Annotated in this window: 10 protein-coding genes; 8 read left to right on the top strand and 2 right to left on the bottom strand. The window is 39.9% G+C overall.

All coding sequences use genetic code 11. The annotated features are described in order from the left end of the window. Positions 1-598: 598 nt before the first annotated feature. Together IW644_RS17280 and IW644_RS17275 are read right to left on the bottom strand one after the other, a co-directional pair. Positions 599-1,513: a hypothetical protein gene (locus IW644_RS17280; protein WP_269918640.1), complete on the bottom strand. Its 915-nt coding sequence runs from the start codon at positions 1,511-1,513 to the stop codon at positions 599-601. Between the two features lie 333 nt (positions 1,514-1,846). Then, on the bottom strand, positions 1,847-3,316 hold the full coding sequence (locus IW644_RS17275; RefSeq protein WP_269918639.1) for a hypothetical protein: 1,470 nt from the start codon (positions 3,314-3,316) through the stop codon (positions 1,847-1,849). Positions 3,317-4,549: 1,233 nt separating this feature from the next. Between IW644_RS17275 and IW644_RS17270 the strand changes: the two genes are divergently transcribed. From IW644_RS17270 to IW644_RS17235, 8 genes are all read left to right on the top strand, one after another. Next, positions 4,550-5,476, top strand: coding sequence for a ParA family protein (locus IW644_RS17270; protein ID WP_269918638.1), 927 nt, complete (start codon positions 4,550-4,552; stop codon positions 5,474-5,476). Next, positions 5,473-6,603, top strand: a complete 1,131-nt coding sequence (locus IW644_RS17265) for a ParB/RepB/Spo0J family partition protein (RefSeq protein WP_269918637.1) — start codon at positions 5,473-5,475, stop codon at positions 6,601-6,603. Before IW644_RS17270 ends, IW644_RS17265 begins: the two co-directional genes overlap by 4 nt. Positions 6,604-7,017: 414 nt before the next feature. Then, on the top strand, positions 7,018-8,727 hold the full coding sequence (locus IW644_RS17260) for a purine-cytosine permease family protein (RefSeq protein WP_269918636.1): 1,710 nt from the start codon (positions 7,018-7,020) through the stop codon (positions 8,725-8,727). 71 nt (positions 8,728-8,798) lie between these two features. Continuing rightward, positions 8,799-10,247, top strand: a complete 1,449-nt coding sequence (locus tag IW644_RS17255) for a sulfatase-like hydrolase/transferase (RefSeq protein WP_269918635.1) — start codon at positions 8,799-8,801, stop codon at positions 10,245-10,247. Between the two features lie 224 nt (positions 10,248-10,471). Then, entirely contained in the window at positions 10,472-11,377 is a 906-nt protein-coding gene (locus IW644_RS17250) for a sugar kinase (RefSeq protein WP_269918634.1), read from the top strand. A gap of 2 nt (positions 11,378-11,379) precedes the next feature. Then, positions 11,380-12,372, top strand: a complete 993-nt coding sequence (locus IW644_RS17245) for a TRAP transporter substrate-binding protein (RefSeq protein WP_269918633.1) — start codon at positions 11,380-11,382, stop codon at positions 12,370-12,372. Further along, the gene (locus IW644_RS17240; protein ID WP_269918632.1) at positions 12,372-12,875 is read left to right on the top strand and encodes a TRAP transporter small permease; all 504 of its coding nucleotides are present in this window, start codon (positions 12,372-12,374) and stop codon (positions 12,873-12,875) included. Before IW644_RS17245 ends, IW644_RS17240 begins: the two co-directional genes overlap by 1 nt. After that, positions 12,872-14,164, top strand: a complete 1,293-nt coding sequence (locus IW644_RS17235) for a TRAP transporter large permease (RefSeq protein WP_269918631.1) — start codon at positions 12,872-12,874, stop codon at positions 14,162-14,164. Before IW644_RS17240 ends, IW644_RS17235 begins: the two co-directional genes overlap by 4 nt. Positions 14,165-14,183 lie beyond the last annotated feature (19 nt).

Here is a 14,183-nt window from a genome sequence, read left to right as displayed (position 1 = left end):
GTAAACATTAGTGAGAAGCAAATATACTTTAACGGTGTATATAGCAGTGACTTTCTATATGTAATTCTAGCAACTCTCATTGTTGAAGCTTTCTCTTTATTCAAAAAGTGGTGTCTTAACAATATATTCACAATTAATCAATAACAAGCACTATCGGTCAAATATACTGTTGTATATTCACTCGAAGCGATTACCAAATAGTAAAAACTTCTCTAGCAAGGCTAACGTTTGTTACAAATAACTAATTAAAAATTAGTGAGAGAATCGGCGAAGCCATATATAAACTCTTTATCTAACTTCTATATTACTTCTAATGTGTGCACCAATGTGATTATAGGACCTTGTAAGTACAATGTTGCTCTTCAATGACAATAGTGGCGCATGTATGTACTCTTCTTGGCGCATCAATGGCGCTGTTTTGATCTTTAGCGCTCTAGCAAATTCTTAATATGGCCTGGAGATAGGATAGGTAAGCTCAGAAAGAGGCAAAAGTAGATTGTCTTTTAGTAAAAAGAAGAAAATGAGAGTTATTTATTGAAATATACGCGCAAAAAAGCCCTCGAAAAGTCGAGTTTTTCTTAATTGAGCGCTAAGCTAGCTAGATCTTACCTAAGCTCTTTAGTTTTTGTAGGTGTTTAGCTGCTTCCTGAGGTGTTCTTGGTGAGGGGTTTAGTGGTTCAGGTGAGCGGATGGTCTCTATGTGCTTCTTTCTTTGAACAACATTGCACAATTTTGTTATGAGAGATTTCACACATTTAGCTGCAGTGTTGAACTGTCTTACAGTTAAGAATTTCACAAACCCCTTAGTGTAACTATAGTCTATGATGCCCCAGTATTTTAAGGTGTTGATTACACGTCTAACAGTGTTTTGAGACCATTTTAAAAATCGAGCAAGTGAAGGCACTGTGCGCTGTAAGCTATTTCGATTTTTCTCAACATTCCACTTATGCTGGTTTTGAAGATACCCATGCATGATAAGAGCTTTGTGAACATGTTTAGAACTGTTACCTGATAATAGAGATATATTACGTTTCAACTGACCTACATGCACTTTAAAAAAAGTCATGGCGCGTTCTTGGCTACTTTTACTCTTATTCTTTGAGGTAATAAGCGTCTTTTCTAGCTCCCGAGCGAACAAAGCAGCATAGCTATGCTCGCCCACGTGCAGCCGGTGGGATATTTTATCGTAATACGGGTGAAAAGTGCCCTGCCCTTCCTCTAATGGTTGGCTCTTCTTTAAAAAACCTTTTTCTATCAGGGATGTTATAGCTTCACGAACAGCATTTGGCGAGTAGCCAATCTTGTTACAGATTGCTTGTGTTGTCTGTTTGAATTGTCGTTTGTATGGCCGCATTTGAGATGCAAAAAAAGCAACATGTGCAAACACAAAGGACTCTGTGTCTGACAAATACTCAAATTGCCCTGGCGACATAAAAACAACGTCGTCATAGTTGTTATTAGAATTCATCTTTTTTACCAACAATATACGCAGATTTGCTGATAAAAAACGCATTAGTGGTTGACCTGATCTGGTAAACCGCTAGAATTAGATGTGTAACTGCTTCGAAAAGTTACATCTAAAGACCCGTGCAGTGCGCCAACACTCCACGGGTTTTGTTTTTAGCGCTTCTTATCTATCCATATTTCAAAGTGCTCTTCACTGAGCTTTTAAAGATAATATCATTTTTTTTCTTGTTTTCTCGATAGGTGTAATCTTTATATGAAAGGTATGATAGATCAAGGCGGATCACGATCTATTTGTGATCTTTTTAAAGATTCGATCCAAGTGTTAATCCTTGATTTTGCTAGATTAAAGATTCGATCCAAATACTAATTCAATACAGCGTTATCTGCGATCTTCTAATTTACCCAAAATATGGAGCGCAGACATATCGCGTCTAAAGGCGATCACAGGTATACCCTGCTCTGGGGAATAGCCAATATTGATTAAATAGCCCTGTACAGTAGCTCTTCCATATTCAACGACGAGCTCTCCTTTTCGCTGTTCTGATAGATGACAAGTTCCGACCTGCTTAACGATCTTATTCTCTACAGCTTCGTGTATTTTTGCTTTATAAGACGGATCTGAATTAGCCAAGACCATATTTGAGAATTTTCGTTTGAATTCATTTAGGCTAGATGAAGGTGCCACCGATTCTCTTAGCTCATTCCAGGCATATAGTTGCTGTGCTTGACGACCAGTAATTAAATGCTCTCTAGCCCACAGCCCAAAAAGAATTTCGATCTCATTTTTAGTTGCAAAGACGTCACTATCAATGAGTAACATATCGTCTAATGTCCGCCTTTCCTTAATCGCTGCAACAATACTCTTCACCGTCGAGCGTGGAAATTGAATTACTGCAGCCTTTTTTTCGACGTTTTTTGAATCCTCATAGGTCACTATGGCTTCCAATCGAAACAACTTGTAATACAATTCGATATCAACAATAAAGTCCTTATTACTATCGTAAAAATCTCTCATATCAAAAGTCGTAGCTGAGAGCCGATGTAGCGACTGAATAGCATTATTAATGTAGCCGCCAGCAGAGGCTTCCGATACGGGAATATCTTTGGCCATTGTTATCAGAGGCTCTAGAGGTAGAGTAAAGGTCTCCCCAATATTTTCCGACTCATCTAATTGCTCGGATATATGATTTATTAGCCAAGTGATTGCGCTAGCGTAGTAGCTCATATCGGGAAGATATATAAGCCTCCCCTCCTCTGCTCTGGCTGTAATAAGAACAGGTTTAGGTCTTCCCTCTTCGCGTAGCTTAATGCTAATTGTACTCGATTTATCTTTACGATTAGTCCGCATTGCTTTGACCAAGTAGCGAACTATCTGAAGCTCCATGAACCTTGTTTTGTCGTCGTAGCGTTCAATATTTATCGTTTCAACAGTACTTGATGATACGGACTGTAAATTATCTGAAGCAGCATCTTCTTTTTCTACATCAGTTGCTGTTAAGAAATGACCTTTAGGAATTGCTAATTTATAAAGCTTTCCTCTACGTTTCTTAATGGGATCGGTAGTTATAAACTCACTTGAAATTAGCCCTTCCTTTTCCAACTGCACTAAATGATGGCGTACATTTGAAATTTTACGGCTTATTCTCGCTGATATGAAATCTAAGCTAGCCGTTAGTTCTTCAATCTCTTGCAGGGCAATAAATATGTCTGAAGCCACAGTACTAGTAGTAGGTGATATGTTTAAAGAACTACAAAGTCTCATAAATACTTTGAAATCGAAGTCGTCTTGAACCGATACCAGTGGAGCCTTGAATCCATATTTTTCAGATAAACCGAATAGCTCACGCACTTTACTTTCTTCCTATAGATTTTAGTCTTTTTGCAGATTCGATCCAAAGGTTATCCGAGAAGCTTTATCATGTCTACGACTACGCGAAATTGCTAGAATAGATATGGATTGAAATACTGGACGACAAACTGTCAGCAGTTAAAACTAGAATCGTAAAGAGACGCTAAGTTATTCCTTTTTTATTTAATGCAAAGGACGATAATAGAGCACTGAACTTTGTCTATTGTTCTTCCATCAAAATTGCAGGTTGGTTCTCTCCAAAACTGAAAAGAAAAAGTTGTCTTCTGCTGACATGGATATACTGAAAGAAGAGCTCACTGTGGCGGATTGTTGCTTCGACTATGTAAAAAAAGCTTATGACGGACTTTTTCTAACCTCCTTTTCATATCACTATTGTTTCCGCGGAAACAACTAACATTTGTTTCCTTGTAGACCAATAAAATCGCGACTTCACGCGTGATTTAATTTTATTAGTAAAGTACATAAATATGCTGGAAATATCTTGTTGCTTAACTCGTGAGTTCAAAATTTCTATATAGCCAAAAAAAAATCTCGTCGATAGCGAACTAAGATACAGACTCTTGGTAGGACTTAATCTAGCTTAAGCGAAACTGAAACTAGTTGGAATCAGAAACGTTATATATACAGGCTATTATAATGACATTCGCGGAAGTATTTATATTGTCTTTCAAAATAGCAAAATTCAAGCGAAGTACTATGCATATCTCTTCCTCAAGAGCTGATAGCTAGATATATCAGCATTTAGTTATCCTCCATGAGGAGATACAACATATCATGACGGAACAGCCGGACATCATTTTATTGTTGGCCTAAGATTGTGGGCTTTGTGTAAAACGAAGGTTAATGTTTTCCAGTTATATGATTGGCGTAAACAACTCAACAGGTTTGTTTCTAGAAATTGTTTCCGCGGAAACAATTAGAAGAAAAAACGGTATGTTCTAGTTAAGACGCAGCCTGTAGCAACTCGAGAATAGAAAATTAATTAACGTAAAGTTTTTTGATACTCAGTATTTAAGCGAATACAACGAGAGCTTTACGCGTAAAGGTTGTACGTTTGAGACCTTATTAATCAATCCTTATTCGTCTTCTTCCTTTCAATTATATATATGGTACTGCAAGTCTATCAAAGTCCTCACTTCTAAAGATTCGATCCGAGACATTAAATAGTTGGCGTGTCAATATAACGAAATGTCCTGAAAGAAGGTTAGAATAATGAATAAAACAGAGTTGTATAACGGAATGCGTGTTCTTTCTAGCTATCACCGCAAGGGTGGTGTAGGTAAAACTTTTTTAGCTTCTACTATTGCTTACCTACTTGCCACTGGTGGACCAGATGGAAAAGGTAAAAAGCGGCGTGTTTTAGTATTAGACTATGATTCACAGCAAGATTCATCAAAAGCTTTTCTCAAAATGGATGCTATCCCAGGAGATGATGAATATGCTGCGCCTTTACATCCAGAGTTTGATGATATAGATGACCCCGAATGGAGTGGTAGAAACACCAGTACGGATATATTGTTCAATTCTCCCGTATACGAATATCCAACTGCTTTTGAAAACATTAAGGTACTACCTTCAGAAGGCAACGTTGATAGAGTGCTCGCGCTCACTCCTGAATCTGATAGATTAGTTTCGAAAATTACCGCTCATATGCGAGATTGGTTCTCAGTTGAGGAATTGGCCGACGATTACGATATAGTTATCGTTGATAACCCACCAAGTAAATCCCCCGTGTCTGCTGGCATGTTGGGTGCTGCTACGCATGTGATTATTCCTACAGAACCAGAATACGACTCAATTGATGGCGTGCCGATGCTTCTTAATAGGATCGATCGAATTAACGAAGACAGGGCGCACAACCCACTAAAGATTATTGGTGTAGTTCCTAATAAGGTTCCTAGTAAGTCACGATTAACGCAAAAAGACGAAGTAGCATTAGCGAAACTCTATGATAGCGAAGGGCCTACAGGTAAATACATGAGTGCATTTTGGCTTCAGCAAAGAAATTGTTACAGAGTAATGGAACGGCCATCTGTTGATGAAACACACTTTAACTATGTTCATAACCACCACGCAAAAAGCGAAATGCAAAAACTTTATGCATTAATTGAAAGTAGCTTATGGGGAGATGAAATATGACTGCTAAAAAACCAAGAAGCCGACGTGTTACGAAGCCATCTTCACAGGAAGATTTGATAAGTAAGTTTCAGTCAGGTGAAGGTGTATCGAAAAAATCTCAACAGATGCTAGATGATTTGAAGCAACGAGATAAGTCTAAAGAGAGTAACGTACACGACGATCCATTGTTTAAGACGTCATCTGAAATAGACAGGGTGCTTGTGGACTACATCCAGCCTCAATCAGATAATCCGCGGTATTTACCTGTCAAGTTTGCTAAACGTGATGATGCTGATTCAATTGCTTTGCTAAAAAACTGCGTAGTATGCGAAAAAGGGCTTATTGAAAATAGGCTGGATAAGAGTAACCCTAGATATGATGCGGTAGACGCAGAAATTGAGGAGATTAAAGGTTTAGCTGAGACACTAAAGCATAGTGAGTTAGTGCACCCTATCGCTGTGTGGCGTAAAAATATGTCTGATTATGCAATTGTAGCAGGCCACAGAAGATATTATGCGATACGTTATTTATATGGTGGTCTGATAAAAGTAAAAGTAAAAATATATGCAGAAAAGCCAAAAAACATAAATGTATTACGCCACATCGAAAATTTTTCGCGTAATGATTTAACGCTACCCGATGCTCTCAATAGCTATTCAAATGCTGTTACTGAGTTAGAAAGTATAGAAGGTGAAAAGCTATCAAAAAGTAGAGCTTCTGTTGTTACTTCATATTTAGGGATAGGTCGTACTACATTCTACCGTTATGACAAACTCTATGAATATCGAGAGTTTGTCATGCCTCTTCTGGAAAATAAAATCGTAGAATCTTTGCGAGGATTATACGAAGAGATCATCAAAGCTGAGCAAGAGGGTAGGGAAGAGGTAGAAAAATATCTCGGCTCTTTATTATCACAAGAAAAATTCCACAAATATCTACAAGTACCAGTAGTTAAGAAAGCAGGCAGAACTAAACAGTTTATTTCACTTCCTAAAGTAAAAGTTGACAAGGCATCCGCAATAAAACGTTTATTAACGGAAGATGTGACTCAGTTGGAGTTAGGAATCGATTGGAACAGCGTAGACTTTAATGACCCGGTGATGTTAGAAAAAGCATTAAAGGAGTTGTTTAAGTCCCTTTCAAAATAGCTTTTGTTTCCGCGGAAACATTTAGGCTCGTAGGCGCTGAAACTCTTTACAATAGCGGGTTTCAGCGCTTTTAAGTAAGTGAATTAAATATCGAATAAAATATAGATTATACTTTCCGCCTGTATTCGATCCAGAGAGATAACAGCCTCATCTTAAAATGTTTGTTGTTGTAGCCCGATGTCAATTATCTCGGCTTAAACCTCTCCAGTACCTTCCCAACTAGTCTTACCGAAATAATATAAACAATTTGTTATATGTAGATTCATCTTCGGCTCTTTTGTACGCGACACAATTTGATAACAATTTTATTGATTGGTAATTACAATTAAGTCATAATCGCTCAAAAGTAATCATCTTTACTTCCTTTTAAGCGGCTTTCTTGCCGAAGCCTAGAATGAAAATAATGGAGGAAATGTGTCGAGTTCAGATGAGTTTGAAACACAACCGATAAGTCCAAATAAGTTACAGCCAGCTCGAGCATTTGCAGGGAGTTATGCAGGGGAACATGTCGCAGGAACAGAATTTGTAATTGGAGCACTTTTTGTATCTTGGGGAGTTGGGGCTGGTGATATTTTAGTTGGCCTACTTCTAGGTAATTTACTTGCTGTGCTTACTTGGGGTCTTTTAACCGCACCAATAGCAACAGAAACCCGGCTTACCTTATATGCTTATTTAGAAAAAATAGCAGGTAAAGGAACAATTAAATTATATAGTGTTGTGAATGGTATTCTTTTCAGTGTGCTTGCCGGTGCAATGATTACTGTATCTGCCTCAGCTGTAAGGATTTTGTTAGATATTCCTCCACAGGTGGACTGGTTTCCATCCGATTTTCGCTTTGTACTCGTCGCGCTCTTTGTCGGTGCTGTAGTGGTATTTATGGCTGTTAAAGGCTTTAAAAAGTTAGCTGCGTTTGCAGAAGTCTGTGCACCTTGGATGATTTTAATGTTCATTATTGGTGCGCTTTTCTTACTTCCCGCTCTAATCGAATCTACGCCTGGTATTACTTCTATTTCGTCATTTTCTGATTTTTATACTATTGCAAATGAATCTATATGGGTTAGAACGAGTAATGAAGTCGGCTTTTGGCACGTTGCCGCGTTTGCTTGGGTAGCAAATTTGGCTATGCATGGCGGTATGGGCGACATGACATTATTGCGTTTCGCTCGTTATTCTCGATACGGTTTTTTCTCTGCGTTAGGTATGTTTATAGGCCATTATATGGCGTGGATATGTGCAGGCATCATGGGGGCTGGCGCAGCAATTATCTTGGGCACGGCAATTACTAATTTAGATCCCGGTGCAGTTGCCTATCAGGCATTAGGTACATGCGGAATCATCGCAGTAATTATTGCGGGATGGACCACTTCAAACCCTACGATCTACCGTGCTGGCTTAGCATTTAGTTCGTTAAACCCAAAGTGGAGTAGGGAGAAGTCGACTATTGTGGTGGGCGTCGTAACGACTATCATAGCGTGCTTTCCTTTTGTGTTTTCCCAACTTCTCGGCTTTGTAGGAATCATGGGTCTTATGATGGCGCCAGTAGGTGCAATTATTGTCGCAGAACATTGGCTTTTCCCTAGGATTGGGTTAACTCGTTACTGGTCACAATACAAAGGGAATAACACAAACTGGGCGGCAATAATCACATGGCTAACAGCGCTCGCTTTAAGCTATGTACTAGAGCAGTCAGGTGTACTTCATCTATTTTTCCTTCTAATTCCTATATGGATTTACTCAACGATAGTTTATTGCTTGCTATCAATTTCTATGGGCGCTAAAACCAAATTTCCGGAATCGGAAATCGCCGAAGCTGCGGAGGCAAGCCGTAGGCAAGAAGAGAAAACGTTTCTAGATGGTTTATCCAAGAGTTCGACACAAGTTTCCAAAGAAAAGTCTACGGCTGTGGTCGCTGTTGCGTCATACATTGCTATCGCTTCGTTAGTTGCCTGTCTGGTGATTGGGGTAATGGCTTTCGTCAATAATGGTGACAATGGTTTGCACACGCCACTGTTGATAGCGACGATCATTTATTTCATTACAGCTACATACGTCTATCTTGCTAACACTAAAAACTCAAAGTCAGACAGTGAGCCTTCGACAGTAGCTAACGCAACTCAAAACTAGTTTCCAAAGTAGGGTTTCCCCTCTAGCGCCGTGAGTTAGAGGGGCTTTTTCTTTTCAACAGGACGAAGGTTGTGAAAATAACATTCTTTTATCTAACATTACTTCTTAACTGCTTAGCAGTATGTTTCAACGAAGCAGTAGCTAACGAAGATAACACTGCAAATACTAAGAACCGGCCTCCAAACATACTTTTCATACTCGCTGACGATCATCGTTGGGATTTGTTAAGCAGAAATTCGTCTCAAGTTCAAACGCCTAACCTCGATGCATTAGCTAATGACGGGGTGGTGTTTGAAAACGCCTTTGTAACAACTCCGATATGTGCTTCAAGTCGAATTAGTATTCTGACAGGTTTAACAGAGCGTACTCACGACTTTACTTTTGGGCGACCGCCCACAGGCGAAAAGGAATCGTCAAATATATACCCGGCGCTACTAAAAAGTGCAGGTTACAGCACAGGCTTTGTGGGTAAGTATGAAATAAAATTGTCGGGAGAAGATGATGAACGATTTGATTATTTCAAACCTCTTCTTCAGTCGAAAACTAATGAGTGGGATGGTGAGCAAATACCACAAACACATTACATTAGAAATCTTGCGAGTGAGTTTATTAAGCAAGCATCAACAGAAGATAAGCCATGGGTGTTGGCAGTGAATTTTTGGAACCCTCATGCACATGACGTAGATAAAGTAGACCAATTCCATTATCCGCCAGAATTTGAGCCTATGTACTCGGATGTAGAAATTGAAAAAGCCAATGTTTCTGATGACACAGTTTTTGAAGCGCTTCCTGATTTTCTAAAAACATCAATGGGAAGAGTTCGTTGGGAATATCGATTCGCAACCGAAGAAATGTATCAAAGAATAGTGAAACGACATTATCGAGCGATTAGTAGCGTCGATGATGCAGTTGGCTCTTTAAACGAGCTTCTTAAGTCTCTCCACTTGGATGATAACACGATTATTATCTACACTGGAGATAACGGCTACGCATTGAACGAACGCCAATTGGCAGGGAAGTGGTTTGGTTGGGAAGAGGACCTACGAGTCCCCCTCATCATCAAGGACCCTCGCAGTCTGAAGCATAAAGAAATAAGCGAGCTTGCTCTAAACATTGATATTGCACCAACAATACTCGACTTTGCTGGTGTATCTATTCCATCTACGTATCAAGGTAATAGTTTAATCCCATTAATTGGAGGAGAGGAAGTTACTGAGTGGCGCGATGAATTTTTCTTTGAGCATATGTATCAACCGAAACGTGCTCCTATTCCGCCTATGTATGGTTTACGAACAACACATTGGAAATTTGTGAATTTCTATAAAAATGACTATTTGCAACTATACGATCTGGAAAACGACCCGCTAGAAACTACTAATCTTGCGTATGAAGAAAAGTACCAGTACTTAACTAATGGGCTTTTACAGCGAGCAAATGTGTATATAGAAAAGTACGAAAATGCACGAAGTGAAGAAGTTAAATCAAGAGAAAGCTTCGAGAACGCTCTCCTGCAAAATTAAATCCTCAATACTTATGGCTCTTCATCGCTAGTTAGAGGGAGAGCCATCACCTAATAATTTCGAACTTCCCATAACATCAAATTAATCTCATGTGATTGCTTTTGAGTATTGATGGTTGCTTTGTGTTCATATACAATCATTTTACATTTATTTAATGACTCTTGATGAGTGTTAAAGCCTATGAGTTTTATTAAACAGAGTTTAAGGGATGGAGAGCAAGAGAAGTGAAGTTAGCTATTATTGGCGAATGTATGATTGAGTTGTCTAACAGTGATAGTGAGCTTTATAAACTCAATTATGGCGGAGACACTCTCAATACCGCTATTTATCTTTCTCGCTGTGGGGGGGACGTCGAATATGTAACTGCACTGGGCGATGATTCGTTTAGCAGTAAAATGCTTTCGTTTTGGCAAGAGGAAGGAGTCGGCGTTAAGCATGTGAAAACATTGGAAAACAATGTGCCGGGTTTGTATTTAATTGAAAATGAGCCCAATGGCGAACGTCATTTCCACTATTGGCGTTCTAACTCCCCAGCAAAATACCTATTAGATAAATTTCCAGAAACGTTAGACGAGATTAAAGATTACGACGCTATCTTCTTAAGCGGTATAACGCTTTCGATCTATTCTGAATCAAGCCGAAAAGCTCTTTATGATTTTCTCAGTGAATTTCGCACGCGTGGCGGCAAGGTTATTTTTGATAATAACTATCGGGCAAGGAACTGGTCTTCGCTGAGCGAAGCATCAAAAGCGTTTAACCAAATAATGAATCTTACAGATTTGGCCCTTCTGAGTATGGAAGATGAGGTAAGCCTACATGGAGAGCACTCAATGGAATATTGTATTGAGCGCTGGCTAAAATGCGGTGTTTCTGAAGTCATTGTTAAAAATGGCGCTAGCGGCATTCTTGCGGCTAATAAAGATGGGAAGTTCGAGTTTGACGTACCTAACATTGTAGAGCCTGTCGACACTACAGCAGCTGGTGATTCTTTTAACGGTGCATTTTTAGCGGCCAAGGCGAAGGGAGAAAGCCTAGAAAAATGTATCCGTGATGGTCAGTTTTGCGCAGCACAAGTGATCATGCATAAAGGAGCGATAGTTCCTAAAAGCATTTCACTCAAAGGAGCGTAAACATGGCAATAAAGCACTTTCTTAAAATTCTTTTATTGATTCCGTTAGCAGTATTGCAAGGGTGCGGCACTGATACCGAAGACGAAACATATATTATTCGCCTAGGGCATCAGTTAGATATAAATCATCCTGTACACAAAGGTCTTGTATTTCTAAAAGAGGAACTAGAGCGAAGGTCTAACGGTTCGATGTCTATTGTCATTTATCCTTCATCACAGGTAGGTGACGAAAGGGAGGTGCTAGAACTCATTCAAATAGGGAGTATGGGAATGACGAAGGTTTCTGCGAGTGCGCTAGAAAGCTTTGTGCCTGAAATGAAAGTGTTTAGCCTCCCTTATCTTTTCAATAACCAAGAGCATTATTGGAAAACGTTAAACGGCAATGTTGGTAAAGAGTTACTTGCCGCTGGTCAACCATATCGCTTCAAAGGGCTAGGCTATTTTGACGCCGGATCTAGAAGCTTCTACACGACGAAGAAGCAAGTGGTTACGCCCGATGATCTACAAGGGCAAAAAATAAGAGTCATGAATAGCCAAACTGCTGTTTCTATGGTCAATACGATGGGCGGTGCGGCCACACCAGTAAGTTGGGGGGAACTGTATACATCGCTCCAGCAGGGGGTGGTGGACGGTGCTGAAAATAACCTGCCAAGTTTTTACTATTCAAAGCACTATGAAGTTAGCCAGTACCTTATTTTAGATGAACACACCTCAATACCTGACGTGATCATCATCGGTACCCATGTCTGGGAACAGCTAAATGCTGAACAACAGAAGTGGTTGGAAGAATCTATGTTGGCTGCTACTGACTTTCAACGAGAGCTGTGGGCTGAGTCGACACGAGAATCCTTAGAAGTAGTAAAAAAAGCCGGTGTGGAAGTTATTGAGGCCGACAAAAGTGTATTTCAAGAGAGTGTACTCTCCGTCTACGAGTCTTTAAAAGGTAGCGATTTGGAAGCGCTTGTTAAGCAGATAAAGTCGTTAGGAGTAGAATAATGAAGACACTCTCAGGAATCATTCCTACGCTAAATAAAGCGTTGCGAGTATTATTAGCAACAATGATGGCTCTGCTAGTTCTAAATGTAACTTGGCAGGTGATAACGCGTTTTGTTTTACCTCACCCAAGCTCCTTCACGGAAGAGCTTGCCCGCTTTTTCTTGATATGGATTAGCTTGCTGGGCAGTGCCTATGCATTTCATACCCATAACCATTTGGGGTTCGATTACTTAACTAAAAAGATGCAGAGTAACGCTGCGGTTACAACGGCAAAATTAGGATATGTACTAGTAATATTGTTCGCTTTAGGCGTTCTGGTTATAGGTGGGGTCAATCTTACTTACATCACCTTTCTGCTAAAACAAGAATCCCCTGTACTTGGTATTCCTATGGGATATGTTTATCTAGTAGTTCCAATTAGTGGGTGTCTGTTTATCTTGTACGGTGTATGGGGACTTTTAGAAGTAAAAGACCCTAGTAATCTAAGGGAGCACGCACTATGACTTCATTAGTACTTTTCGGAGTGTTTTTCATCCTGCTTTTGATAAACGTACCTATCGCAGTGAGTATTATTGTAGCGACTTTAGCGACTATGCTCTTAACGATTGATACGCTTCCTGCGTTAACTACGCTAGCGCAAAGGCTAGCAGTAGGGGTTGATAGCTTTGCATTATTAGCGATTCCTTTTTTTGTCTTATCTGGATATCTGATGGGGCAAGGTGGGATTGCTGTCAGACTGATTGAATTCGCCAAAGTGTTGGTCGGAAAGCTCCCTGGAGGCCTAGCCTTTGTAAATATTATCTCTTGTGCTCTTTTTGGCTCGATTTCGGGGTCAGCTGTTGCGGCAACATCTGCTGTCGGCGGTTTTATGGTCCCTGCAATGGAAAAAGAGGGCTACAGCAGGCCGTTTAGTACGGCAGTCACTGTCACCGCTGCAACAACAGGCATGCTAATTCCTCCCAGTAACATTCTTATCATCTATTCATTAGCTAGTGGCGGAGTATCAATAGCAGCCCTGTTTATAGCCGGATATTTACCAGGCCTTTTAGTTACGGCTTTTTTAATGATGGGGGCTGCATTTTATATCAAGCGAGCCGGAATTGCCGCGGATAGCAGTATAGAAGTAGGGAAGTTTTGGCCCAGTTTATTCGGCGCTATCCCTTGTTTGTTCTTAATTGTGCTAATCATTGGTGGGATCATTGGAGGCCTATTTACGCCGACGGAGGCTGGGGCCATAGCAGTTTTATACTCCCTTGTGTTGGCCCTTGGTGTATATAAAGAGTTGTCAATAAAAGACCTTTACCCAATTTTATTAAAAACCGTAGGTACAACAGCGATTGTTATGTTTCTAATTGGTGCCTCGGCCTCAATGTCTTGGCTGATGTCCTATGAGGAGATACCGCAAGCTATCAGCAACTCGCTACTATCGGTGTCTGAAAATACCATCATTATACTTCTTATAATGAACCTTATATTGCTTGCTGTAGGCACATTCATGGATGTTACCCCAGCAGTACTGATATTTACCCCCATATTTTTACCCATTGCGGAAATGCTGAATATATCGCCTCTGCACTTTGGGATTATGATGATTTTAAATTTATCTATTGGCCTGTGCACACCTCCTGTAGGAAGTGTTTTATTCGTGGGATGCAGTATAGGAAAAGTATCTATTAGTGAGATTATGAAACCTATTCTTCCGTTATACGTTGCGATGATTTTTGCACTAGCGCTTACCATTATTTTCCCAGAAATCAGCGAGTTTTTACCTAAGCTTCTGGGTCTCATTTAATTACAATAAAGTTAGGAGA

Origin of the sequence: Alteromonas sp. PRIM-21 (assembly GCF_027563165.1) — a bacterium.
Classification (GTDB): domain Bacteria; phylum Pseudomonadota; class Gammaproteobacteria; order Enterobacterales; family Alteromonadaceae; genus Alteromonas; species Alteromonas macleodii_A.
Note: the sequence above shows the minus strand (reverse complement) of the source record. Positions and strands in the feature narration are given on the sequence as shown.

Excerpts from the sequence above, each read along its gene's own strand:
- IW644_RS17235 (WP_269918631.1), top strand. The coding sequence starts at position 12,872 with ATGACTTCATTAGTACTTTTCGGAGTGTTTTTCATCCTGCTTTTGATA.
- IW644_RS17280 (WP_269918640.1), bottom strand. The coding sequence starts at position 1,513 with ATGCGTTTTTTATCAGCAAATCTGCGTATATTGTTGGTAAAAAAGATG.
- IW644_RS17270 (WP_269918638.1), top strand. The coding sequence starts at position 4,550 with ATGAATAAAACAGAGTTGTATAACGGAATGCGTGTTCTTTCTAGCTAT.
- IW644_RS17245 (WP_269918633.1), top strand. The coding sequence starts at position 11,380 with ATGGCAATAAAGCACTTTCTTAAAATTCTTTTATTGATTCCGTTAGCA.
- IW644_RS17240 (WP_269918632.1), top strand. The coding sequence starts at position 12,372 with ATGAAGACACTCTCAGGAATCATTCCTACGCTAAATAAAGCGTTGCGA.
- IW644_RS17265 (WP_269918637.1), top strand. The coding sequence starts at position 5,473 with ATGACTGCTAAAAAACCAAGAAGCCGACGTGTTACGAAGCCATCTTCA.